This window comes from Pantoea sp. R102, from assembly GCF_004916815.1.
Taxonomy (GTDB): Bacteria; Pseudomonadota; Gammaproteobacteria; order Enterobacterales; family Enterobacteriaceae; genus Pantoea; species Pantoea dispersa.
Genome location: NZ_SDFT01000126.1, coordinates 1 through 26,298, shown reverse-complemented (window position 1 = coordinate 26,298; position 26,298 = coordinate 1). Strand labels below are relative to the sequence as shown.

Annotated in this window: 8 protein-coding genes and 1 pseudogene; 1 reads left to right on the top strand and 8 read right to left on the bottom strand. The window is 49.5% G+C overall.

The features are described 5' to 3' along the window. Positions 1-339 precede the first annotated feature (339 nt). Positions 340-785, top strand: a pseudogene (locus ERD80_RS22890) (inovirus-type Gp2 protein). Between the two features lie 422 nt (positions 786-1,207). On the opposite strand, the gene ERD80_RS13945 reads toward ERD80_RS22890, so the two are convergent. The 8 genes from ERD80_RS13945 to ERD80_RS13910 form a co-directional block, all read right to left on the bottom strand. Next, entirely contained in the window at positions 1,208-3,862 is a 2,655-nt protein-coding gene (locus tag ERD80_RS13945) for a DEAD/DEAH box helicase family protein (RefSeq protein ID WP_058771413.1), read from the bottom strand. After that, positions 3,852-5,753, bottom strand: coding sequence for a hypothetical protein (locus ERD80_RS13940; protein ID WP_031518861.1), 1,902 nt, complete (start codon positions 5,751-5,753; stop codon positions 3,852-3,854). The genes ERD80_RS13945 and ERD80_RS13940 overlap by 11 nt, the downstream gene beginning before the upstream one ends. Then, a complete protein-coding gene (locus ERD80_RS13935) occupies positions 5,750-7,132 on the bottom strand; it encodes a hypothetical protein (RefSeq protein WP_031518863.1) in 1,383 nt (460 codons plus the stop codon). The genes ERD80_RS13940 and ERD80_RS13935 overlap by 4 nt, the downstream gene beginning before the upstream one ends. A gap of 180 nt (positions 7,133-7,312) precedes the next feature. Next, positions 7,313-9,436: an ATP-dependent helicase gene (locus ERD80_RS13930; RefSeq protein ID WP_023343028.1), complete on the bottom strand. Its 2,124-nt coding sequence runs from the start codon at positions 9,434-9,436 to the stop codon at positions 7,313-7,315. Beyond that, the gene (locus ERD80_RS13925) at positions 9,433-15,774 is read right to left on the bottom strand and encodes a DEAD/DEAH box helicase (RefSeq protein WP_058771412.1); all 6,342 of its coding nucleotides are present in this window, start codon (positions 15,772-15,774) and stop codon (positions 9,433-9,435) included. Before ERD80_RS13925 ends, ERD80_RS13930 begins: the two co-directional genes overlap by 4 nt. Then, positions 15,774-20,717 (bottom strand): class I SAM-dependent DNA methyltransferase, encoded by a 4,944-nt coding sequence (locus tag ERD80_RS13920; RefSeq protein ID WP_058771411.1) that lies wholly within the window; start codon positions 20,715-20,717, stop codon positions 15,774-15,776. The genes ERD80_RS13925 and ERD80_RS13920 overlap by 1 nt, the downstream gene beginning before the upstream one ends. A 2-nt stretch (positions 20,718-20,719) precedes the next feature. Beyond that, the gene (locus tag ERD80_RS13915) at positions 20,720-23,578 is read right to left on the bottom strand and encodes a DEAD/DEAH box helicase (RefSeq protein ID WP_058771410.1); all 2,859 of its coding nucleotides are present in this window, start codon (positions 23,576-23,578) and stop codon (positions 20,720-20,722) included. 224 nt (positions 23,579-23,802) lie between these two features. Continuing rightward, the coding region (locus tag ERD80_RS13910; RefSeq protein ID WP_136547285.1) for a DUF1998 domain-containing protein at positions 23,803-26,298 on the bottom strand (2,496 nt) is incomplete at its 5' end.

Genomic DNA, 26,298 nt, shown 5'->3' with positions numbered 1-26,298 from the left:
GACCGACAACCTCAGGTTCAAAAAAGACAAGGAGATGGATATCTGGATCAATGACCGGCAGGCTGAAAACCCTGCGCTGACCAGTCTGATGGACGAGTATGTCTGCTTTGCATGGCGGACGACAGCGGAGCCACTGAATCAGGCTTCATCCATAGTCATGCAAGGGATTTGAGGGTTATTGGGGAGTGAAAATTAATTTAGGTTAATTAATATAATTAATAGGCACTCCCTTTTTACAACCATCCTCTTAATCCATGCGGTTCCCCCAGCCATGGCTCTTCCTTAAGGCCAGGTGCATTCCATTGACTGGCCCTCGCCAGCACTAAAGAAATTCATCCTATGCAAAACAAACAACGATGGGAGCCAGACTGGTTTCGACAGTCACTTCTGAACAACCATATCGACAAACTGATAGAGCGCTATTCCTGCCTGCTGGCACTCCGAACAGATCTGTTTTACCAGGATCATACCGCTAAGTTTTTCCTGCGGGATCATCGGCAACTCGAATGAGATATCCGAAAGCTGATGAACCGTATGATGCAACTCGAAGCGGTGGTCGGTTTCTTCTGGGTTATCGAATGGACAGAAGACCACCACTACCATGCTCATGTCGTGTTCTGGCTGGATGGTAGTAAAACTCAGAATACCTATCCCTGGGCACAGCAAGCCGGTTTGTACTGGTGTATATGACCAAAACCCAGCAGAAATATGGGCTGTTACTGTTCGGTTGCAATGAGGTCCCCGAACGACCTTCAAGCAGACGGCCACGTAAGAATGTCTTCTAAGTAAGGCAATTTTTTACGCCAGCATCTCATCGTGTGAGAACCACACTACTCCCACCCTCATAACACCTTTAAACCATCCAACCGCACGGTGTCTGTCAGTCCTGCTGGGACGGTTAGACCTGCGAATTGTCTGGTAGGAACCAATACTATTTTTGCCAACTCCTTGATTGCTTTCGACGATAACGCTCTGGCCCCCTCAGGGTCAGGATAATTGCCGACAAAGAAAACTGAGATTTATGCTGGCAGAACTAGTGTCTGCACCACTGTTTTTTCTGGCACTGCGTTTTATGTAAAAATGATTGCGATGGAAAAAAATACTGCCTGACCTGTGGTGTTGTGACCCCAGTTTCTATTTAAAATAGTTTCCTGCAAAAAACTGCTCGCAACCACCTGATATATTATTACCGCATAAATGATAAACACTACTGATCAAACTTGGCTGGGTAAGGATCTTCTTTATCTTTATCCTTACAAGGATGCCGTAGCCATTTTTGCCAACCTTGAGGATCCTCCTGAATATCAATTTCGCTGTCAAAATCCTCCAGCTCGCAACTATCTAACTTCTCTTCAACACTGTGTTTATGGCGTATAAATGATGCCAACTGATCCTGGTCGAAAGTACCTGCAAGGTAGGGATAATTGATAATCATCTCAGCCGCCCCCTGGACTTGAAGCATTGTATTGATTCGACCAAAGAGGCGATCAACCCGTCCATTCCTCTGCTCGTTATCACCAGGAGTCCAGGCGATGCCATAATGATGAACTTGATTGCATTGAAGATGAAGATTCACGCCTTCCTGCAACACAGAGGTTGCTACCAGAACATTAGGGAAGAAAGGTGAATTAAATCCACGAATTAAACGTTCGCGATTTTTTGACTGCCCGCTGGCATACCAACTTGGACTACTCAAGCTAGTGAACTCGCGCCAAGTATATTGAGTATTATCTAGTTTCTGGCCAACAATTTTCACACATAGCGTTTCGAAAGTTTCAATGGCAGCCACAAAATAACGTAGCATCAGTGATCCATTCAATTTTGGGGTGACCCATTCTACAAAATGCTGATATCGCTGCTGGACCTCACCTGTTTGAGGTCGACGGTTGAACTCTGTAAACCAGCAATAGAGCTCAATGATCACAGGGCTGGCAAACAGGTAACCCGTGCGAAGATAGTTGGCAAAGTTCTCAATAATTGCCATACCGTTAGGCTGGTCACGCCACTTAATCAATTGCTCTTTTGCTGGCTGCGGCAGCTCATGAAACATCAATCCCCAGGCTGTGGGCAAAGCAGTGATATATTTGATTTTCTGAGCTGTTGTCGACTGCTGCAGCCGGGCATCTCTCGCGGCATCACCATAGCTGTCACGTTGACGTTCACCAGACTCTTTGCGGTAATGATAATGATAGGTCCCGGTCGTACCATCCAATGCAGGCTCAAGAAATAATGAAAAGAGGCTTTCAGGGCGACGGAAACGCAAACTAACGTTGGCGCAGTCGGTACTGCGCAGGCCCGTTTTCTTCATAACAAATAGCTCGGCAATTTTACTTGAAAGCTTTAGCTCGTTATCCGTTTCAGGCTCATCTGTCTCCCCGTCCTCCAGCATATGCTCATCAAAATCGGACTTTTCATTGGATTTTTCCGATAAAAGCTTAACAAAAATATCTCGGGACCAACCCGACTCTCGCCATTCTGCCAGCGCCTTTGCAGGTAGCTGCCAGACATTCATCAATCGCTCAGCCATTATTTCATCATAACGTGCGTTGATGCGCTGAGTAATTTCGCGTACAGATGGTATTCGACGAACAAAAACCAAATGCTTACTACAATGTAGCGGCTGAGACTGCTTGAACGGATCACTGGTAAAGCAGGCCTCTACCAGAGTGTCGTATTTGGGATGATCTGGAAAGCGGTTATAGATATCGTGAAACTGCCGGGTCAAGCTATTGAGCAGAGCAGAATCCGGCGCGTGGTTGAAGTCATTATGGATTTGCCCCTCTTCATCACTACTATTATCCCGCTCACTTGCGGTACTGCCCGTTGATTCAAACCCTTCAAGATAGCCATATAGCATGCGCCTGCCGCCACCTGCCTTTTTCTCTTTGTCCAGTTGAACCACGAGTTGTTTCTGATATAGAGCAAAAAACAACTCAGCATCCATCTTATTAGTAAAACTGGAAATGCTAGCGCGCTCATGACGATATTCATATTTGCTGTGGCTGCTCTCTCTGCCCTGCATTTTGCGCAGTCGGCGGATGGCAAAATCATTCATCAGCGCACGGACATCATCCTCTGCATAACGTTTTGGCATGTCACTGAAATAGCTAAATATGTCATAAACATTTCGCGATGCTGAGTGATTTGGAGTTGCCGTCAACAACAGTACATTGCTCCCCAGCCGGTCCTGCGCATCACCAAAGAAGGCCTGAGCGGCGGCGGCACGCTGTGATCCGCTTCGGTTACGAAAGTAATGAGCCTCATCGATTATAATTAAGTCAAACCCTCCTTTTCCAAGAGCTTGCTTAATCTGCTGACGATATAACACGCCATAAGACGCGGCAGCATTTAAAGCATCTTTTTTTTCATCTGGAGGGACCAGACCGCTTAGTGAATGGATAGTAGTAAGGTAAAAATGGTGAGATTTTTTTTCCACAGCGGCCGCCAGCTCCGCCAGTCTGCCATAAATTTGTGGGGCATATTTTGTCTTACCCTCTAAAGTGGTAAAGGCATTATGTTCAGCCCGATAGTGTATCTCTGTGAAAATGCTAAATTCTCTCTCCCAGTTATCACAGAGCGTCCTGTTAGGTGCCATAACCAGAATGCGTGCATCAGGTTTTGCCTGCCATAACAACAACATTACTCCCATCGCCTGATAAGTTTTCCCCATGCCGACTTCATCAGCAAGGAGTGCCAGTCGTTGTTTATTCAGCAAATTCCACAACCCAGCCACCCCCTCTGCCTGCTTCGCCGCCATGCTGGAAGCACCGGATTGATACTGCCAGTGCGTATCAGTTGCATCGAAATTCATCACGGCTGAAACCTCAACCGGGGTAATGATCTGTTTTAACTTATTCGCCATAACTACAGTCTTCCATGATAGCAGCGAGATAACGTAGGCTAGTGGCATCGCTAGTTAGGGGGGGAATTGCAACCTGTAGAGACTCCCACAAGTGCACAGCCACAGATATGGCTTCAGCCCCTTGTTTGTGACGTATGCTTTTAACACGCTTTCTTGCCAGAGCGGCCAGAGTGTTAACTTCTTGGGCCAGAAACCAGTTAAATACTAGCTGAGTCGGTTGATTTATACGCTCCCTGGCTATTTCAGCCAATTCCTGTAAGCAACCTGGTTCACTGAACAAACGACGATACAGCTGAGTGCCATCGTCCGCGTCTGCTAGCCAGTTGCGCCGTTGTTGGATAGCCTGAAAGAGGCGGAAATAGCTAGTGGCATCTAAATTCATGGCTTGCGCCATCCCCTCACTTTGCTCTTCATCCTGCGCGCCAGCACAGCGCAGCATAAGGCGATCACTCAATGCGGGATCCACTGAATTCAGATAGCTGTTAAGTAAGTCATCTAGCGACTTAAAGCTCAACGCACGCCGGTGTTCAATACCGCTTTCAACGATCATGCCCTGCCAGTCGGTTATTCCAGTTCTACGAAGGGTATAAAAAGGGTTATCCAATACGGCATTGCTTTTTAATACCGTCAATTGCCGGGGCGATTTCAGACCTATACCGGTAGCTTTCCATACCAATTCATTTGCCCCGTTGATACCGGGCAATATCAGTTGATAACCTGACGCAGGCTTACCACCGAACCATTGCCCGGAAATCTGATACTCACATCGAGTCCAGTCAAAAATAACGCTCAGATCGAAAGGTTGAAGTTCATCAGGCTCCAGCGCCTCTTCCTCCAACAATGCTTCACTGGCGAAATTCTCTTCATTAACATCATCCCATTCTTTGCCGCAAATCGTGATGTTACGAGAGACCGGATGCACAATTCCCGCTTCTACATTCCAGTTTGCCTCAGGTAAGCTGCTGCAACCCGGGTTGGTGAAATTCCAGGACCCCACGGCAAGTTGCGTACCGGTATTGCTTTTCGCCAGCCAGAGCTTGGCGTGGGTCATCAATGCCCTATCGTCCTTGGGCACTGGAGAGCGATACACGGTAAGCTTTTTATTTGTAATCATTGCCTGAATACTGTCACTCCATCGAGTGCGGATATAACGTCCCTCAACCAAATCCGGAACCAGTTCTACGAGCACTTCATGCCCAATATTGTCGATAAACCCTGCTAAATCCTCAGCAAGATAAGGCGACCAAACACTGAGTGTATGAATCTCACCGCCGTTTTTTAATGCATCTAGCAGTGTGCAACCAGCCAGACTGTGAATAAATGACCAATCAGGATCATCACCGAGAAACTTGCGACGGGTTGGGAAAAATTCTTCATCATTCAGACTGTTATCAATTGTGGTAAAAAATCGTTTTACCTGCTGGTATTGGGCATTACTTGCAACACAACGAAAATCCACAGTTTCTTGATTTCGCCCCCACCCACTAAGCGTAAGGTTGGCACTGCCCGCACCCACAATAATCTTTCTGTAGTGATCTTCGAGATAAAATACTTTTGGGTGAAACAGCCCGCGCTCTTTATCCAGATAAGACTCTTCGCTTTGAGCCAGCTTACGCACCGACACCGGATATACCGCAATGGAGGTACGTTTCGGCTTTTCTTTCGCAATCATGCGCGGATCGCAGTAGATGCGGAAATCAATACCACTCTCATTCAGCGCACGCTGCAGACCTTCGTAATCCATACGACTAACGGGCGGGTCCATACCCAACACAGCAGGAAGTACCCACGTTTCAACAAAAGAGATATCCAGATTAAAGGTGGTGAGCCAGACACGTTTCAACATACCCATATCAGCAATTTGCTTTTTGAAGACATCTAACAGCTTCATGCAGAATGCCCCCATAAACCGTTCAGCAAATGTCTGAACTGTGGTAGATAATAACGGTTTACCCAGTCGCTATTCTGACGATCTTCGCGTAGCGAACATGGTGGTACCTGCAGCAAAATATCATCACCTTCAAGCAGGAGCCACGGGAACTGCCCCCTTGACTCCATTATCTTGTGATGATAATCCAGCAAGCCTCGAACCTGATCTTCCAGCGACGGCATACAGGCCAGTGCTAATAGTTGCTGAAAACGTCTGGCGGGCGTACCGGAAAGCGAGGAAAGGAGCACATCATTTTCCAGAAGCTGAGCCGCCTTTTGTGGCAGATCAAGTTCCGTAAGACCGCGCGACTGCCAGAATTGACGAAATTCTGCCAAAGTCTGACTACTCTGTCGGCGTAAGCCTGAAAACATCAGGTCGATCAGGGATAAAAATGGCTCCGCCTGACTGATATGTTGTAACGCCCTGAGGTCACTTTCATTCATTTCAGGCATACTTTTCGCCTGATGCATGGCACGTTTGAAAACTTCAGCATCTGTAAGCTCTAACTCGTCCAAACGTTCCTGCTTGAGTACCCGATAAATAGCACCCGCTGCATATTTATCTAACCCCGTTCTTTGTAGCCAGAATATTCGCGAATAATCCCCGACCATTTTCGGGTCGCGGAATGCCTTTACATACGCCTTTTTTAGGCCGACAGGAATATCTTCGAAAAATGGGTTGAGGTCGCGCTTATGTGAGGCCTGCATTTTCAATTGCATGTAAGTCAATGCCGCTGCATGTAATTTTTTCAGCTCTGGTACATTCCGAATAAATGCCTCTGCTGCCTGCCACACTGGCTTGCTTTCCGGCAGATCATAGCGATAATCAGTAGAGAAAAAATGCATTTTCATCATTGGCGATTTATAGCGCCCATTGGTACCAAGAGCGATCTGATTAGTCAGTAACTCACTACTTTTCTCATGACCAAAAAATATCTGAGGATTTTTATTTGCAGCGTTCCATTTAGATCTGGCTTTATTAATACCCTGCACACCAGTGAGAGTGACACCTCTTTTTTCAGCCGCCAGCATGGAGTAGATATAAATATTTTCCAAATGGATCAGACAGGCAACTCTAAACTCATGTAATTGCTTTTTGGGATACAGACCTTTCATCACGCCTGAAGTTTGCAGCTTTTCATCGACCAGTATCTGGCGCAATACGCTGTGATGCAGCAGATTCAGCGTATATTGCCGTACATCATTTGCGATAGAAGTAATACGGCTATGAAAGATGTCCTGCCCCCAGGACGACCAGATGACTAATTGCCCAAGCGGATCCACATTCAACTCACCCGTTAGCGAGTCATCGTATTCAGTCAGAAATTTCTCGATGTACATTTCGTTGCGTCAGTCGCTTATGCCCACAGGGCTAACAACACGCAATCAGTGCACTGCGAAAGCCCTTCCATGTTCCACTTTCTTTCCTGGCACTTACCAAATCAGCAAATCAGTGGCCGATATTGATGAGTGCTAAAATGCAGATAACCAGAAGCTGTAGCTTCTGGTTATCTGGCTGGATTACTCGCTTTCAGGCTCCAGTAAAAAACTAGGTTTACCGTAAGACGAAACAAACAATCCTTTTACCGCGCGCGTTGCAGCCACATGGAGCAACGCTCGTTCATTAAATAATGCATCGCGCTGTTCTACAGGGTCATCAGATGCAATTGCTTTGACTTCCGGCACAACACCATCGTTGATGCCCGCAAGAAACACATACTGGAACTCCAACCCCTTAATGCGGTGCATCGTTGCCATACGCACACCAGGGCGTTGATCACTATCACCACTATCCTGACCTAAATTATAGGTCTCGATTCCAGCATCATTCAGAGCAGAAGCATAACGCTCGTAAGCATGCTTCGTACGAGCGGTAATGCAGATATCCTGGGAACGGACATCATTGGCTAACAACGCCTGAATTTGCTTGATAATCGTCGCAGCCTCTTCTTTAAAATCTGAAGCATGAGTGATCATGGGTTTTTCACCATGAAGCAATGATAAATAATCGTTGCTGGCATCAGTTTCACCATCCAGGTTGTCAACCTTAACGCCGGTTAACAACCCGACAGCAAACTGTCGCGTCTCTTCTGTAGTCCGGTAGTTAATTTTCAGTTTTTTACTACGGCGCCCACGAACGTTAATCCCACACTGACCTAGAACGACTTTATTGCGGTAAATACGCTGATGTCCATCACCCACGATAAAGAGATCGTTAGGAGACTCTGGAACCAGGCTACGAATAAGGGTAAAGGCCGGTGCGCCTATATCCTGAGCTTCATCGACTACGATACTGCTATAAGGCAATTGCACCTGTTTTTCTTTAAACAGAATGATAGCCTCATGCATGGCATCTCCCATCTCTCGCAGTTTGGCTCGCGCCATTTGTGCCCGGAACTCTTCGAACACAGGCCAGATTTTCGCACGCTGAATACGGGATAACGCCGTGCCACGACCAATACGACTCACCTTCAGATATTCTTCACGGCTGTAAACCGCATTCGGCTGAACAACACGTTGCCACTCTTCAGAATAAAAGTTATCCGGTAATCCCAATTCAGCAGGAACTTGCTGCAAGGCATAGTTCCAGCATTTACGTCGCCCTTCATCGCTATCATAGACCACGCGGAAATCATATCCATGGCGTTTAAGCTGCTCGCTCATCCAGGCATCAATGTTAACAACTTCAATACGCGCCATCTCCTCACGGCTACACAAACGCTGGAGGTTGGCGCGAATATCCGCCGCCAGGTTACGGGTGAAGGTTGTGAACAGAACTTTTTTACCGGGTTTATCGGCCAGGCGTTGGGATAACCAACGTGCACGATGCATCGCAACAACTGTTTTACCCGTGCCTGCACCACCTAACACTCGCACCGGACCATTTGCCGGAGACTCCACCAGTTTTCGCTGGCTCGGGTGCAGGAATACACGCCATTTTTCCAGTGGCGCATTGAGCATTTGCAGTAGCTCCTGTTCATTTTCAACGACATGGAAACGACGTTTACTTCTCTCAATTGCCTCAATAAAGTCGTTGGTATCAACAGGCTCATCACGGTGATCGTTAAACTCCTCCAGCACTTCCTGGTAATCCAGACCTTCTGCCAGCCAGTGTAGGGGCTCCCAGGCTTCTGCTGGCATCACGCTTTCCAGCTGATTCAGCCCTGTGGTATCCACAAGAGCCATCACCTGCTCAATAAACACAGGAGGAACACCCAGCGCGAGGATCTGCTCTGCCGTATACGCAGCAAAGAGTTTGGGTTTATCGACAACAGTCGGCTCGGGGGTAGGTTTGATATAGCTGGTATCAATCACCTGAATCGCACCGGTTACCGGGTGAATCGCACATTCGTGTCGCCGCGCCCAGTCGTAGGCTTCGTCGTGCTTATCCACCCACATCAGCATATACAGAGCACCCTGCTCAGGTTTCAGGACGATCCCCCGGTAGGTTTGGTCTATACGCACGGAATGCACATTATTGCTGCGTGCATCGTGGATCTTTTCGTAGTTCAGCCCATTACTCGTCGGATCCTGGCGGAACTTAGAGATGAATTCCTGGACCTTTTTTTGCTGCGCTTTAGGAATCCGCGCAAAAGCCCCCAGAAAACCATCAGAAAGTGCCACCTTTGGCGTTGGAATCGTCATTTGTCACCTCCGGACAGATGCTGCAATGTATTTTCGTCAATTGGCCCGAATGCAACGTGCCAACCCTTACTTGCGAATAAAGCAGTAAACTCCTGATTATCAATAATCAAGGCTTGCTTTTGTAATGGCCAGGCGAGATCGGCTTCTGCAATAATTTCGCCATCGTCATCCTGCAATTCATATCCAACCGTCGGTGCCGGTAGTGATAACGACTGAAGCAAAGCGATTTCTTCTGCGCCCAATAAGCCAAACTCAAGTATTTCTGCCCAGCTCTCGTCAGGCTGAATATCCACTACAACCGAAGTCTGCATTTTTACCGTTTCAGCCTCCTGCGGTAAATGAACCGCTTTACGGCTGGTAAATGTCATATCTGGCAGGAACTGCAGTAAATTCACCATCCACCAGAAACCGTTAAATCCGGCTTCATAGCCATCATCCTGGGAATAACGATCGTCAAAGCAAATATGCAGCCTCAACCAATTTCGCATTTGTTCAATGCTTGTCGTTGATTTAATGGCTTGTTGCGGTACAACAGCTGCCAGCTCAATGAACTGTTGTGATGAACTACAGCTATCCAGTAAACCACCAAATACAAAAGGTTCATCAGGCAAAAGTGCATTCAACCGATAAGCGGGAGCGTTCTCCTGCATTTCATAGGCGTACTTTTGTTTGGCTCCAGTATCCTGCGACTTTTTAGGATCCAGCCACACCCAGGCAAAGGCAGCGGCCATTTTCTGCCATAGCATAGTTTTATTACCGGGATCAGAGAGATAATCGAGTAGCAGTGCAAAACTGTTTCTCTCCCGGAATGAACCTTCAAGCGTAGCAAAGTTTGTATCATGGAACAGGTTATAAAACTTAGGCTGTTTCATATCCGGATTATGGCCAAGCCCCATAACATTCTGTACATGTTTAATGCCTTGTTCTTGAAGGTCAGCCCAGGTCAGTGTCCATACCCAAAAATTACCGCTGTCTTTAATCGCCTGCCGTTTTTGGACATCATCCGACACGCTATCTTTATGAAAAGCAAAACCATCCAGGAAAATTGCTACCGGTTTTATCTTTTCTGACTGCATCAGAGGGTAGAGCACATAATCTGGTCGGCTAAGGATGCCAACCCCTTCTTTAACCCCTAAATCAATCTGTGCTTTGAGATGCCAGCTCATCGCCGGTTCTGTACGGGTATTAATAATCCAGCCTGCATTCTGATGGGCATAACTCCGGCTCACGAGAAGATTTTTGTTATCCTGCAGGCAGTGAATGAACCGTTTTTCCAGTTCACTCCCCATCATGGCATCAAGCGAAATGTTTTTGATGGAATCAATAACGCGTATAGAAGCACTGGCCTTCAGGATTTTCGCCAGTAAGAGACGCGCCTGATCTCTTGATACATACTTCATACGCCCGCGGTCACGGTAAGCGTAAACACAGCGATAGCAGCCGTCTTTATGCGTATCATGGTTGCAGCTGCATTCCACTAGCGCCTTGTAGGCCAGCTCAAGTAATTTCAGAAGGTTGTCAGGTGTACGCATCAATTCTTTGAGTGAGCCAGTCCCCCCTGGTACGGTGTCGTAAATCACCAGATACTGACGCCAGGATTCGCCCTCATTTTCCGGCTCGCGATACACCACGCCTTTCAGATGATCCACGTTACCTTTGAAGTAATGTTTAAGCCCAAGCTGAATGGCTGCACCCAGGGAGGCTTCCACCACGCGATCGTTGCTGTAGCTGGTCACTGGCAGCAGGATACGCAATGCCTCAGATTCCAGTTGGCGATAAAGGTAGAGATAATCTTCAAACTTCGCTTTTTCGGGTTCAGCGCGATATTTACAGCTCAGGTCATGACGAGGTTCATGATCGCGAGGGCGCTGCACCATGCCGCAGCCGAGGCAAACTTTAAACCCGGTGCGTTTCTTTGCCTCTCCTGCGATCATCAGTTCATTGGCATCATCCGCCATTTTGCCAAAGTTGATATCTCGCAGAGTCACTTTGCTCAAAAACTCAAAGCCAAACGGGATTTCTCCTTCATCAATGGCATAAGCGGCCGATACATCCTCTTTTTCGAAGCTGACCAGCAGCTGTCGCTGGAAGAATGCCGGTTCTCGGCTATCGCTCTCATCACTGATCTGGCTGTCCCGGGCGCTTGAGCGGGCATAAACCTGGCGAAGCTTCAGTAACGTCGTTTTTTGTCCGGCATCAGCCCAACCTGGTGTGCCGCATTTAGGGCAGTATTTATGCTGATCGCCGGTCTGATCGATATTCTCGCTGTAGTTACAGTGGCTGCAAATACGCCAGTTTTCAGGCTCAGACAATTTAAGATCAATCTGTTCGATTTCAACTTTATGCCCGCCCGCATAGAAGTTATTCAACGGGGCCAGTTCAGCCAGCGCCGTTGATGCCGGACGTTCGTATTCGTAGGTCGTGTTCTGATACTCACGCGTCTCCCCACCGTCTTTACGCCGCCACAGCACAGAACGCAGCGTAATACCGGCCTCCGGGAAGGCATAGTTGGGAAGTAATCCTTCATCGGTGAGGAAATTAAGCGTTTGCTTGTTATTGATCTGGTTCACCAGGGCCATCAGCGCCTGACGTTCCGAAGTCAACTCGCGCATATCGCTGTCAAAGTTTTGATCGTGCGGATCGCTCTCCAGCTTGTCGATACTGCGCTTGAGTTTATCAATCCGGGAACGCAACGATTTGCGATCTTCCACCAGCAGTTTTAATGCTTGTTCGATACGTTGAACCAGAGAACGCTGCCCTGATGCCCCTTGCAAATATGACAGTAACTGTAGACGAGTGTCTTCCGTAAGATCCGGGAAGATGGACGAAAACTGCTGAGCAATATCCGCATGATGTTGTTCAACATAACGCAGGAAGTTATAAGGGAACCCAGACTTGTGTCCAAACTCCAGCTCGTCCAGCATCTGCTTCACGTTTTTGCTGATAGCAGATGCCGGGACGCCGGTTTTCACCCAGTTGTCCATGCAGAATGCGGCCAGCTGACGCTCCAGGATAGCCGTTGCGTTCAGGAACACACCAGGGGCCTGTACCTGCCCTTGCATCATCTCCAGAGGCTCTTCAAAGAAGAACTGATCGTGCGGGTTCCCCTCAGCCACCGTGATGTTAAGTGCATTGCCGTCTTTACGCCCGGCACGACCAATACGCTGTAAGTAATTAGCCTGCGCGGGTGGAACAGAACAGAGTAATACCGTAGAAAGGTCACCCACATCGATACCCATCTCCAGCGTCGGTGTTGCCGAAAGCAGGTTTATATTCCATGGCTGATTACCGCGGTAGAACGATTGTTCCGTAGCCTCACGATCTTCACGGCTCAGTAATCCGGTATGCTCTGCCCCCTGAACACGAGCGATGTCCATATTATCCCAGTGCCAGGTCACTGTATTTTCAGTTTCCTGATAGCGGCCTTCACAGCGCAGAGAAAGACATGGCGCGTTTCGCCAGTGCCACCCCTGATCGGCCGGTGCCCGAACAACCTCACGACAGCAAGAGCAGTTTAGCTGAACAACATCTCGGCTCACTACCAGCGCTGAAGGTACTAGCCCCCAAGCTTCTTTGCCTTTTGTGTCAAAGTCTTTTACCAACCCGGCCATTTTTAGTGTCGCAAACAGACGTCGTAAAACCGTCTCGGCCAGGCTGCTGATAAACAGATTATTGCCGTTGCTGAGCGTTCGGTTGATCCAATGCTGATACCAGCTGGGGTTGGATTTCGCACCAATCAGACGATGGAAGCCATTTATTTTTTCAAACGAGGCATAGGCCGGTTTACGCGTTTTCGGACCAATAGATGGCATATAGCGTGAAGTTCGCTCCTTCTGCGTCATCATAAAGGTCTTGCCCTCACGACGATAACTTTCGAAAGCCGGATGCAGAACAGCTCCCGCCTGCCGCTGATGCCAAAGAACGCCAATCACCAGGTGTGCCACCTGCTCAACGCTGACCCCAACCATTTCATCACCCAGCTCTTCGACAAGCTGTTGGTGAAGCGTCGTTATCGCTGAATTGAAACGTGCAACATCGATTCCTGCAGCTGCGTAACCGGTGGCCTCCAGCGTACGTCCAATTCGTGCGCGTAGGGTAAATTCGCTGTATACCTCCCAGTCGAGACGAAGAGAAACCAGCTCCGGTAAATCGGAACTCTCTGCCAGCTGGCCTTCGTTCTTCAACGTCTGGTAATCGTTCATCCACTGCATGTTGGGCGCGATGAAGCTCGCGGCAAAATGAGCATCATCCGGTGAACGTTCACGCGTCTGCTGGCAGACACGTGTCGCAAAGGCATCCAACGGTAACGTTTCTTTTTCACCCAACACGCTGGCGATTTGTCCGCGTACCATCAACGGCCAGGTTCGGGCGGTAAAAAAACTGGCGCGGTGTGCGGCATCCTGTACCGAGTCAGAAAACGTAATCAGTTTTTTATGTTCGTTGAACTGGCTGCCATAAAGCTGATGGATCATCACCGCCGACAGGCTGGCTGCCTGTGACCCAAGAATCGAAATACCCTGTTTGCTGTTGCAGTACGGACATTCGTTGGCAAATTCCAGTTCATCCTTACGCTCTTTGAGCATATCCGGGATAAGTACTTGTAGCAGACCAGTATGGCCACAATGCCCGCACTGCACGTTAGATTGCTTATTGAGCTTTAAACAGGAAGGGCACAGCTTCTGGTGAACACCGCTGACAGGTTTATCGTTGTTATCCGGGAAGGCCAGTACAATAGAACGGCCTTTTTCGAAGAACTGACGATAAATACCGTCCAGATCAGTTTCGAGTTGAACGCTCTGACCATGGCGCAGGCTCGCCCACCCGGTAGCATGGCAGTCACGACAGTGAATAACAGGAAGATAATGTTCGCGATCTTCCACCGCGACATCATCAGCAAAAACAAGCTCAGGTGTTTTTGACACGCTGGCAACCAGGCGGCGCATCTCGCGCAACCACAGCTGAGAACGTAGTTGCACAAAAGGCAGAACGGGACGTGCTTTATTCGCCTGTAGGCGCTTTTCCCGATCTTCCTGTTTTTCTGGAACCTCCAGGCGTGCCTGGGCAATCAGTGCCAGAATGCTTTGCAGCACGCGGGTCGCATGCCCGGCGCTTTCCGCCAGCATCACCTGGAGATTTTCCAGGCACTGCTGTTCCGACAAAATACCGCCCTGCAAATCCTCCAGCAGTACGTGCAGGATGCTGTGGTGACGTAACAATGCGCCCAACTCAATACGCTTTTCACGTCCGCGATCGCTGTTCAGATCGGCAGGTAATTGCAGTGAACTATCCGGGAACCACAGCGGAATTTGTCCGTTCAGATAGTCTACCGGGCTGGCGTACGTTTGCGGATCCAGCGCAGCGCTGACATCCTGGCCCGGATACTGACTATACTCGATGGTATAACCTTGCAGATACTCCGCCGCCGTGTAGCGATCCTCGCGAATAACCGCGTCATCGCTAAACGGTTGATCAAAGATCGTTTTCGCGTAATCGAGTAGTTGCCCCAGTTCGTCACCTACGGTAGCCGACGTCCCCACGCAGGCAAAACGCTTGTCATCGACACCGATATGATGCTTTAAGCGGCGCACCAGGCAGGCCAAATCCGACCCCTGCGCACCATCAAACGTATGCAGTTCATCCACCACCAGATAACGCAGTGACCCTGGCTGGTTATAGCGCCAGAGCTTCTGATCGCCGGGGCGCATCAGCAGGTAATCCAGCATCTTATAGTTGGTCAGCAGAATATCCGGCGGGTTCTCGCGCAGGGTATGTTTGCAGGTGATGACTTTATCCGCAGACATCTTTTTGCTGGGCTCGATTTCACTGTCGCCGACAAACAGGCCGACAGTCACTTTGCCATGTAGTTGCGGATCGCTGGCGATGGTTTTGGCGAAACGGCTGGCCTGATCGGTTGCCAGGGCGTTCATCGGGTAAATGATGATCGCTTTAACACCGGCCTCTGATGCCCCAGCACAATGGTTAAGCAGCGGGAACATAAAACATTCCGTTTTACCGGAACCCGTCCCGGTCGCCACCAGCGTCGGCTGAGGCGTCTCGATACCCAGGCGCTGAAACGCCTGCGCCTGATGCGCGTGCGGTGGGAACGGCAGCGTCAGGTTAGGGAAGAAGTTCAGCGGCAAGTCACTTTTACGAAACGGCAGCTGAGCGGAAAGATACGGCCCTTTCAGCAGCGTTTCCGGCTGTGACAGAAATTGCTCCAGCATCGAGACGTTATTGTTTTCTTCACCGTTAAACAGCGGGCTGTTAAGCGGGAAGGCTGCCCGTAAAAAGGAAGCAACACTGTCGGCAACCTGCCGACTGACAACGGAAGGCAGCATCAGGCACTCTCCTTATCTTGTGCAAAGAATGCCCAGGCCACTTTATAATCATCTTCGCGGTCGGGTTTGATAAACGGAGCCTGCCAAATGACGGTTCGGCGCTCGCCTTCATCGCTGCGGGTATAGTCATCAAAAGTGACGCTGACAGTGCCGGTTTGCAGATGCTTGACATCATCCCAGCCGATGGCTTGATCGGTGCAGTCGCCGCCAGTCCATTCAGGGCTGTCGACATCAAAGACAAAACCGTTTTTCAGGTCCGCTTTACGCGCGGTACGCGGCAGACCAACGCCCACCAGCCCTTTGCTTGGGGTAAAGATGATGCGGCCGTTTTGATCATACCAGGTGTCGGCTTCGTTTTGTCGCATTACCGGAAACTGAACGCGATAGATGGTGAGCAGTTCTTCGAGGGTTAATTCCAGCGCCTGCGCCACCAAAACGTCAATTTCCACCAGCGCTTGGCGGCGGCTGTAATCAGAACGCAAAGCACAGTTACGCTGCCATTCTGGGGTCAAATTAGCGAAGAAATCCTGAGGTAACTGCGGAAGATTGCGGCTCCAGTGCTGGACGTTGAATTCTTGGGTATAGCAGGATTGCCAGAGGTCGGCATAACTGCTCACAAGCGATACAAGGCATAGAGCCCGGCTATGTAGCGCTGTACGGTAAGCATCATTTGTAAGTACTGGCAGTTGGTTAATAAGGGAGGTATTAGCATGTCCCATACCAGTACTTTTAACCCGATAATCCAACGGTAGGGAAAGCGTCATTGAAAAATAATCAAGCAATATTTGAGTATTGCTAAATGCTGAACCCAGGCAAGTATTAATGTGGCTTACTCCCGGTGGAACAATTGTTGAAATCAACGTTCTCTCCGAAGATGGCCCTATCATTTCGCGATTAACAAAACGATAATAATCTGTCACCTTTCTCGGCTCATCTTCACCCAGTTCAGTCCACGTAACACGTGGGGTACGTTTAGCATATTCTTGAATGTCACATGCCGGAATGTAGTTTGTTCGCGGCAGATAGTCATCTGGGAGGGTTAATAGATCCAGGCAATCATAATGGCTATTAGCTTCACAAATAGCCCTTGGTGTCTTGTTGAAAGGATTACCCACGAAGAAATGGGGACCTGACAATACCCATTGATAAGCATCTTTTGGATACATTGTTTTCCGCTCGATAGTGCCATCAAGTTGCTGGTTTGTTTCATGCCACATTTCTAGAGAAAAATACTGGCCTTGCAAATCACCTAATCTCCTCGGCTGATTGGCAAATTTTTCCAATACCGCGACAAGTTGTTCTGCATGCAACGCGGGAAGACGAGCCTGTAAAGCCGGAGTATCAGCTTCATCATATAAACGAGCAAATAATGCTAGCTGCTCTTTTGTAACTTGTATAAGCCTGGATTTATGACCTTTAGTATTCCATCGGCTGTAGTATACATCTTGTATGTAACCTTCCTCTTTAATTCCACCAACCAATCCATCGCCTGAATGTTCAAAGCATTCATCAAGTGTTGAGGGAATAAAAAGATTATTTATATTAATAAATCCCACTTCGTTCGATTTGGTAATAGAGTAAACATGTGTACCAAATTTCATTCGACCGTGATCATTTGTTCCAATAAATAGAGAAAACTCATTTTGATATTGGCAATGCAGACGCAACCTTGGATAGATCTCTTCTCTTAAGAGGCCTCCCTTAGGATCGTCATACACACCCTCTGGGTGAACAAACCCTGCCATGCCTTTCTGCGCCCCTAAGCGCCATGCCTGCGGCAGGAAACATTTATACAGATTGGTCTGCACACCACGCAGCACCGAGTAGTTTTGCTGCGCATTCAGGAAGTTTTGCATCCCCTCACAGCCTTCATACTCGCTGCGCCATGCATCTTCCAGCGCCGGAATGGCGTTAAAGGTATCAGCACGCAACATTGCCAGCTTCGAGGCGCTGAGCTTACGCAGCACAAACTCCGGCTCGTAGTCGCCCAGCACGCCAGCTTCCTGCCATTCCACCTTCAGCCACGGCGGGTTTCCGAGCATCAGGTCAAAGCCGCCGCGTTCGGCGAACAGATCGCTGAATTCCAGATCCCAGTGGAAGAAACGATGTTGCTTCTTCAGCGCATCAACAATCGCCAGACGCGGCAAATGGCGGAACAGCACATCGGTTTTCAGGCGACCAGCACCGGAAAACAGCGAAGACTCTTCACGCACCATGCCCTCGTCGGCAAACAGATCGCCGGTGGCCTGTTCTGCGGCTTCAGTGACTCTTTCCGTGACGACAATACCATCGAGCAGAGTCTCCATCTCCATCAGCCACATGCCGCGATCCGGCAGTTCATGCGCTTTGTCGATTGGCCAGAACCACAGCGCGCACCAGTAGTCCATCACCCAACGCAGTTTCTGATAGCTACTGTTATCTTCAAGGCGACCGCTGAAGGTTTCGTCTTTACTGCTTAAAGAAGAGCGGACTTGGACCGTGTTATCCGCAGGCCAAACCGGGTAATTGTCGGCGGTTTTCTGGCGCTCGGCTTTCAGCTGCTGACGGAACGTGTTCCAGAGCGCTTCTACTTTGCCGCTAATGCGCTGCACATCGGCAATCTCATGCGGTGCAAAGCTTTTGGTAAACTCTTTGCGCCAGCTGTCCAACGCTTTGAAATCATCCGGATAGCGCTGCTTAACGGTTTTGTCGCTGTAGTTGGCCATGCCGCTGTCCGGCAGCAGGAAGTGGAAAATCTGCTTCTCTTCGCGTGGAACATTCATCGCCAGCTCGGCCGGTTCGCTGTTAAGCCAGCTCGGATCTTTCGCTTTTTTGTAGGTCAGTTCGCTCTTGTTGAACACCTGACGCCGCGCCCCAACCAGCGAGTTGCCGCAGTGCAGCTGGTAGCCAAACCACGGTACAAATGCATCGCCGCTGATGGCGTTCAGCCACAGCGACACTTCCGCCAGCTCCACCGCCACCGGGTTTAAGTCCACGCCGAATACGTTGTTGTCGGCAATGTACATTTTCACCCGTTGCAGCTCCTGGGTGTAGCGATCCTGAGGAATGCGGCGACCTTCCGCCTGCTGTTTGTGGAACAGGTAAGCTTCCGCCAGCTGGTTGATGGCTTCGTTAAGGAACGCCGCGCTGCCCATCGCCGGTTCGCACACGGTGAGGTTTAAGATGGCATCGGCTTTGGCATGCGGATCGGTAATCGGATCAATCTGCTCTTTAAACAGTTCTTTCAGGGCATACTTGACTAACGATCGGGTCAGTACTTCTGGGGTGTAGTAAGAGGCTGATTTTTCGCGGTCTCGCCCGGCCATGCGGTAGATAAAGCTGCCTTTACGGTGAATACGCAGGCTGCCGTCTTTTTCGTAGACCTTCTCATCGTCGTGGTATTTACCGATCTCGTCTTTGCTAACGAAATAGCCAGTCTCCAGCTCGTTAAACTCTTCTCCAGCTTTTTTCACCTCGTAGAGGTCATCACTGGCAAAGAATCCTCGATAGGAGAGCAGCGCTTCATACACTGCACCTAACTGGTTGATACCCAACTGACGATAGGAGATACGCCCCCGGCGGTTGAAACGTCCTTTACCCGGGCGGCTTAACGACATCGCCTGAATAATTTGTTGCAGGGTTTCGTTGCGAAACACCACGCGGTTAAGAATACGGGTGTTACTCGCTTCAAACAGATGGCTTTCAAGGCGCGGTACGCTGAACTGATGGCTATGAATAGTGATCCGGTCGCCGCTCTCCAGGTCGCCCTGCATTTTCACGCCGCCGCTGTAGCCGTCACGCACCAGTTTGAACAGCATATTCAGGCTATCGTGGAAGTAGCGCCCATTGCGATCTTCTTCGCTGGTCAGCGGGATCATCTCCAGATCGCGCAGCGTTTCCAGGCTGTAGCCCTGTAGATAGGTTTTGGCGGTCATCGGCGCATAGCCCAGTTCCGGGCGCGCTTCGATATAGAACAGGAACAACAGACGATACATATACCGCAGGCATTCGCGGCTCAACTCATCCGGGTTAATAGCACGTTTCCCGGTATAATAAGCCAGCTCGTTGTCGATGAGATAACGCATCGCTTCATTACCCAACAGCTCAATGCTCTCACGCAGGGCATATTTCAGATCTTCCGACACGCCAAACGCATGTTTGTGCGAATTGTCATCCAGCGAATCGAGATATGGCGCACCGCTGCCGGGTAACAGCGAGTCTTTGTGTAACAACACCGACGTCGCTTTCAACGTATCCGTTTCACGACGGCTTAAAATTTCTTCAAAATCAAAACGCAGCAGACGGTTTTGCGCCCACTTAGTACGATCCAGCAATAACAGCTGGCGATTGCCAAGCAGCAGTACAAAACGCGGCGGTTCATTTTGCGTGAAGACCACCGTGGAGAGCAGATCCTGCCAGCTACGGTATTCGCCGTTCGCTTTTTTACGCAGACTGTCGCGCTTATGTTTATCGGTATCTGCCGGGAACTGCGCGGTCAACAGCGACAGCGCCAGCGGATCCAGCGTTCCTTCATCCTGATCATGTGCTTCAACAATCCACAGCCACGGGCTGCCGTCGGTACTGTTGTAACGAGCCAGTACCGGCAAAGGCGTATCGTCATCCAGCATCTGAATGTGCGGATTGAGTTCATAACCCAATGCCTTTAACAGCGGCTGCCAGCGACTGCGCTGATCGGCAAGACGCTGTGGGATCTGGCGCTGTTTTTCATGTTCAGTGAGTTTACGGAAAAACTCTGTCGCCAGGCTGTTAAGCTGGTTCCACGGTGCGCGGTAGCCCGCCTCAACCTCTTTGCCCAGCTCACGGGCTGCGCGTTCAGCTTCGCGAGCGGCATTTTCCTGGTTAATCCAGGGTTCCAGTACATCGCGGATATCGCTGGTAAAGACTTCGCCCAGATAGTGGTTAGAGTAAAACTCGTTTTCGTTATTAATACCGACCAGCGCCATGATTAGCCCTCCGCTCCGGTGATTACAGCAATAACCTGGATGTATGGCTCTTTTTCGGTGGTCATGGTGTCCTCAATCCATTGGATGTAGCTGTCAAAATTGTGTTCGATTTCGCGCTGACGTTGTTCTTTGCGGCTCTGTTTCACTGAAAGCTGCTGTTTATTATCGGCAAAATCCAGCTCCAGTTGACTCAACTGACGCCCACGCAGAACGTCCAGCTTTTGCAGATGCTCATTGAGCTGCTGATTGATATGCTCCTCAAAAGCATTTCGATCGTGAACAAACACATCCCGCGCATGGGCGATTGCCGCTTCCAGCAGATCCTGCTGACGCTGGTGGTTACGATCTTTACCACCACTGTTAGTCAGTTTGCTTCTCAATTGCGGATGTCGTTTCAGGAACTCAGCAAAGGGAAGGCTACCGCTTAACGTTTCGTGGTTAAAGCTCACCACCAACCACGGATTCACCATCGGGTGCGACTTACGGTTCGGGAACAGCCCGGAAAGGATGAAGTGATCTTCATCAGGCTCAAACAGGTGCGGCAGGCGCATCACCGGAGCCTGGTGGCGACCAAAGGCAGACTGAATTTTGTCGTCTAACCACTGCACGACCGGGTTAATTTGCCAGAGATACTGCACATCGGGCCAGGCATGTTGCTCACCGCGCGCACGCGAAATGGCTTCCGTGATAACGGTTTTGTCCTGGCTTAGATAAAGCTGCCAGTTTTCCGGCGCAATTTCCGGCGGTAACTGGTTAAAGCGACGGCGTAACTCCTCCGGTGCGACCAGCGATAAGGTGTTATCAGGCAAGGTATTGTATTGCACGGTCTGGCCGCAGGCCTTCAGATAGCCTAGCGCTTTTTCGCAGTATGCCTGCTCATTATCAAACAGACTAATGTCGCTTTCGGTCACGATCGAAGCATCGCTGGACACTGCGCTGCAGATTTCGCCAAACAGGTCGTGTTCAGAATTTTCAGTGACATTGCTATTCAACAGGTCGTCGAACAGGCTGGCGCCATCGTCCTGCATCATGAATTCAGCAACCTGCTCCTCTTCCTCTTCCTGGGTAAATTTGCCGGTAAATTCGGAACTGTCGCCAATATTCTTCTGCGCCTGTTCGTCTTTATTGATCAGCACTTCCAGCACACGCATATCACCGTTGATCTGCGGTTCGCTGGCTTCAGTCAGCAAGTAGCGGATCTGTGGCTGGTGTTTTTGCCCATAGCGGTCAATACGTCCGTTACGCTGCTGGAATACCATCAGCGACCACGGAATATCGAAGTGAATCATTTTATGGCTGAGGTGGTGCAGGTTGATACCTTCAGACGCGACATCCGAGCAGATGAGCAGGCGCAGCGGAGACTGGGATTTGCCAAACGCTTCGACGGTTTCCATCAGAACTGTATCGCCCTGATCGCCTCGCAACGTGGCAATTTGATCGTCTTTCAGCTTGAGATCGGAACGCAGTTGCTGCTCAAGGAACTCGAGCGTTTTGATACTCTCGGTAAAGATCACCAAACGATCTTCTGTGTTATTCGCTTTCCAGCGGAGATCGTTACGGATGGTCTCAAGCAACAACTGATACTTGCTGAACTGACTGGCATCAATATTATTGAGCGCCAGCAGCAGTGACTCTAATTCGTTAATCTGGCTCTGACTGTTTATTTCTTTGCGGTTATCAAGCCGCTTCAGGCGGTTAGCCACCACGCTTGCACATGCCATTGGACTGGAGAACAACGCTTTTTCGAGCGTAATTTTGAACAGGCGGCCTTTATTTGACCGCGAGTCTTCATCATCATCGTCACGGAACTGACTCTCAACCAATCGGCGATAGGCTTCCTCTTCAGCTCCGGTTGCCGGGTGCATCAATTTGACGATATTACGTTCCGGAAACTCGCCAGCCATCTGATCTTTCACGTCTTTTTTGAAGCGACGCACAACAAGATTTTTATCGGCAAAATCGGCGTATTCATACTCTTTCGGATTGGCAATGGCCGTCGGGTCGAGCATGTTCATCAGGCTGGCAAAACTTTCAGCCTTACCGTCATGCGGCGTAGCTGAAAGCATAATCAACGTATCGCTGCGCCCGGCGAGCAATTTTGCCAGTTTGCTGCGCAAAGAGCTGGTCCCACGTTCAGCGACATTATGCGCTTCATCGATAACAATAATATCCCACCAGGCGTTTTCCAGGTGGTGGCGATATTCGATGTCCTGTTTCAGGGTATCGATGGAGATAATGGTCTTATCGAAATAATGGAACGGGTTGTGGTTGGTTGGGATGCGGTTACGCACCTTTTGTAAACCAGCGGAGTCAAGCCGCGTCAACGGAATAGCAAAACGGCTCCAGAACTCTTTCTGGAATTGCGTAAGCATAGATTTAACCGCCAGCACCAGAATGCGTTTGCCACGTCCACGGCGAATCAGTTCTGAAACCAGGATACCGGCTTCCAGCGTTTTACCCAGCCCTACCGCATCAGCAATTAGTATCCGCTGGCGCGGCTGTGCCAGTGCCATGCGTGTGGGATCGAGCTGAAAGGGCATGGAGTCCATCGCAGCCTGATGTCCAAAATGGACTTTGCTGTCAGTCGGGACACGTTGGCGTAGCTGGCTCTCTATGTACAATTGAGCCGCCTGGTAATTAGCTGACTCATCTTCCACCAGATTTGTTTTTGCTGGATCAAGAATCTCGACTTTTTGCTCCAGCTTTGTCAGAAACAGCCCTTCTTTACCGCGTACCAGCTCCGAAATGCCATCACAGGTCAGCAGGTAACCACCATCTCCGCTGTCATCCGCCCGGCGAATGCGCCACTCTGCATCACGAATAACCACCCGCATTCCAGGTGCATAATTTTGCTTATTCATCGGTTTTTCTGTCTGTATGAGGCAGTGGTGATAACACTATCCCGAGCGATATGTCGCTGCACACTGCGATAAAAAAGAGGGCTTTAAAGATAACATGAAGGGTGGCGTCAGGGGGGATAAAATGGAATGTAATACGCAGAAATAACGCATAAATTTCAAACAGCGATAGTTAAAAAGTGAGCTGAGTCAACTCCCCCACACTGAGTCGGTGGGGGAGAATTCGTTTAGCCTGCGATGATATAACTCTTCAATCCATTATCCGGGGCTATAACCAATGCCCGGCATGTTGCCAGGCGCTCGACCTGATTCGGTATTCGTCCTGAAAAATCGAAGAATGTGTCACCTGTACAACGCCAGTAACTCAGTCCCATATCGAGCAACACATAATGTTCACTGCCATCGCTGAAGGTCACGGTCAGTTCTCGTCCGTGATCGGTGTTCTGATTATCTCCTGCTAACCATGAGATTTTCCCTGACCAGGCTGGCCCAAGGTAGCCCTCTTCCAGCAACGTGGTCATAACTTGCTGGCGATCCTGCTCATCAAGCCATGCGTTATAGAGTGAATCGTGTTGGCGAGAACTGTACTCTAACTTTTTAACTGAAACAGTGAGTTCGGCACGTTCTGCCAGCCCCTGTTCAACCAATTCCGTCAAAATTTCACCTAACAAACGTACAGTAAATGGGCTATTGAGATAACGATCACTATAATGGACGTGAGTAATTTCGCGTCCATTAGTAAAAACCTTCTTCCAGCCAGCATGCTGCTGAGCTATCAGTGCCCAGAAACGCGAACCAAAACCTTCCACCTGACCGTCAAGTTGTTGGCTGAGATTGATGCGTACCGCCCCGGCGGGCAATGCTGGCAGTAAGTCTTCTGCACTCAAAGTCTGACCCGAGAATGTTTTTCTGGACGCCCCTTTAATCGTCACTACCGGCGATGCCGAGCTTTGTCCCCATAATTCACCGGGCGAAACGGTGGCACTGTCGGCAGCGGCCCACTGTTGGGTTTGCCCCTCACGAGTGACCTGTGCCAGTAAGTGCCCATTCCCTTGCACAAGTTGCGCAGTGTCTATAGATTTCACTTGCAAGCATTCACCCGGTATCGCCGCTAGCGCGGAAAGCTGATGTCTGGTGCTATCAGCTAAGTTTTCCAGCTGCGTGGCAATCAGCAACTCAACATTGCCCCCAGAGGAAGCAAACTGGAGTAACTCTTTAAATAATGGCCATTGCGCAAAACTCCACTGTTCCTGCGACCCAGCAAGAACCAACGAGCAAGAATCATAAACATCGCTGTTCAGGCATTGCGCAATACGCAAACTGAGTGGGTTGGTTTCAACCCGACTACTTTCTCCGAAGTACTGATATTCTGGCGCGAGATTAAGCCGCTGTAGACGAAGATTAGTGAGCAGGGTTAATGCCTGGTGACGATCTAATTTGCCGACATAATGCTGACTGTCGTAGCTGAGCAAGCAGTGGTGGCAGAATTTATCACAGCTGCAATCGAGCAATTTTCTGGCGTAATTAAAGACATCCGACCAATTATCGATCAATTGCACTGCATAACCCGCACCACCAGCATTATTATCGTAAATAAAGATAGAATATCCAGTGAAGCCATCGATATCGCGCGCTTGCTGTGTCGTCACGCCCAGCTCAGTATTTTCGATACCCAATTTATGCGCTAATCCTTCACGCAAAGCAACCGCAAGGGAACGCGCGGCAACATCATCCCTGATCAGTAAGCCACTATCATCACTGAGTTGCAGCTCAACCATATCTGTACGGCTGCTATATCCCAACCACAGATCTTTATGAACATGACCGTGGCACAATTTATTGTTCCCCTGCCGATCATTACTACCGCCTCTCAACAGGTAGTGTGTATTTTCCTTCTCCGGGTTCTTTAGATTCTCCGGAGTACGCTGGGGCTGGGTTTGAGATTCTGCCCGGCCACAGGAAAGACAAATTGCGTAGCCATGACCAAATTCACCCTCACTAAAGTGGAACAATTCCCCGCTATGACTAAAACGGTAACGTCCGAGTCCAGCATCGGGTAAGGAGACCCATACCGAAGAAGGTACAAGAACACGAGGATCTTTCCAGGGAAGTTGCGCAGGCATGGATACATCATTATGTGCCTGATAACGAATGTCTGTCGCGAAACCGACAGGCTGTAAATACCGCTTCACATCAAGCTGCTGTATATCTGCCTTGCAGTGGCAACATTCGACAGGCCGGGTGGCGCTGGTCGCTCCCGCGCCGCATTTACGGCAATGCCAGAACCACGGAATATGATGATCGCCAGACAGCTCCTGCCCGCTGGCAAGTACTTTACCAAGCATAATACCCGAGGAACGATATACTTTTCCGCCCAATACCACATCAGCACCAGGAGCATATTCACGTAATGCTGTGGGCAGGTCACGGCTGGGCAGTTTTTCAATGCGGCGAGAAAAGTTTTCTCCCCCTTCATTAGGGTCAGCCTGAGTGGCTTTTATTGCGCGACGTCTTTCCAGTTCATCCGCAGTCAGATAATTGAAATTGACCACGCCAACCGGGAAACCATGACCCGGCAGGAACGCTTCACTGATGAGTTTAGAAAACAGATAAGCACCGCGATAATCACGAAGCTGATAAGTGATTGCTTTGCCTGCTGGCGTTTCTTCCCACGCGCTGTTATCTGCTTTCAACGCTTCGATGTTTTCCAACAGTATGGCAAG

What these genes read in the sequence shown, in the direction of transcription:
- ERD80_RS13945 (WP_058771413.1), bottom strand. Translation starts at nt 3,862, where the DNA reads ATGGCGAATAAGTTAAAACAGATCATTACCCCGGTTGAGGTTTCAGCC.
- ERD80_RS13940 (WP_031518861.1), bottom strand. Translation starts at nt 5,753, where the DNA reads ATGAAGCTGTTAGATGTCTTCAAAAAGCAAATTGCTGATATGGGTATG.
- ERD80_RS13935 (WP_031518863.1), bottom strand. Translation starts at nt 7,132, where the DNA reads ATGTACATCGAGAAATTTCTGACTGAATACGATGACTCGCTAACGGGT.
- ERD80_RS13930 (WP_023343028.1), bottom strand. Translation starts at nt 9,436, where the DNA reads ATGACGATTCCAACGCCAAAGGTGGCACTTTCTGATGGTTTTCTGGGG.
- ERD80_RS13925 (WP_058771412.1), bottom strand. Translation starts at nt 15,774, where the DNA reads ATGCTGCCTTCCGTTGTCAGTCGGCAGGTTGCCGACAGTGTTGCTTCC.
- ERD80_RS13920 (WP_058771411.1), bottom strand. Translation starts at nt 20,717, where the DNA reads ATGGCGCTGGTCGGTATTAATAACGAAAACGAGTTTTACTCTAACCAC.
- ERD80_RS13915 (WP_058771410.1), bottom strand. Translation starts at nt 23,578, where the DNA reads ATGAATAAGCAAAATTATGCACCTGGAATGCGGGTGGTTATTCGTGAT.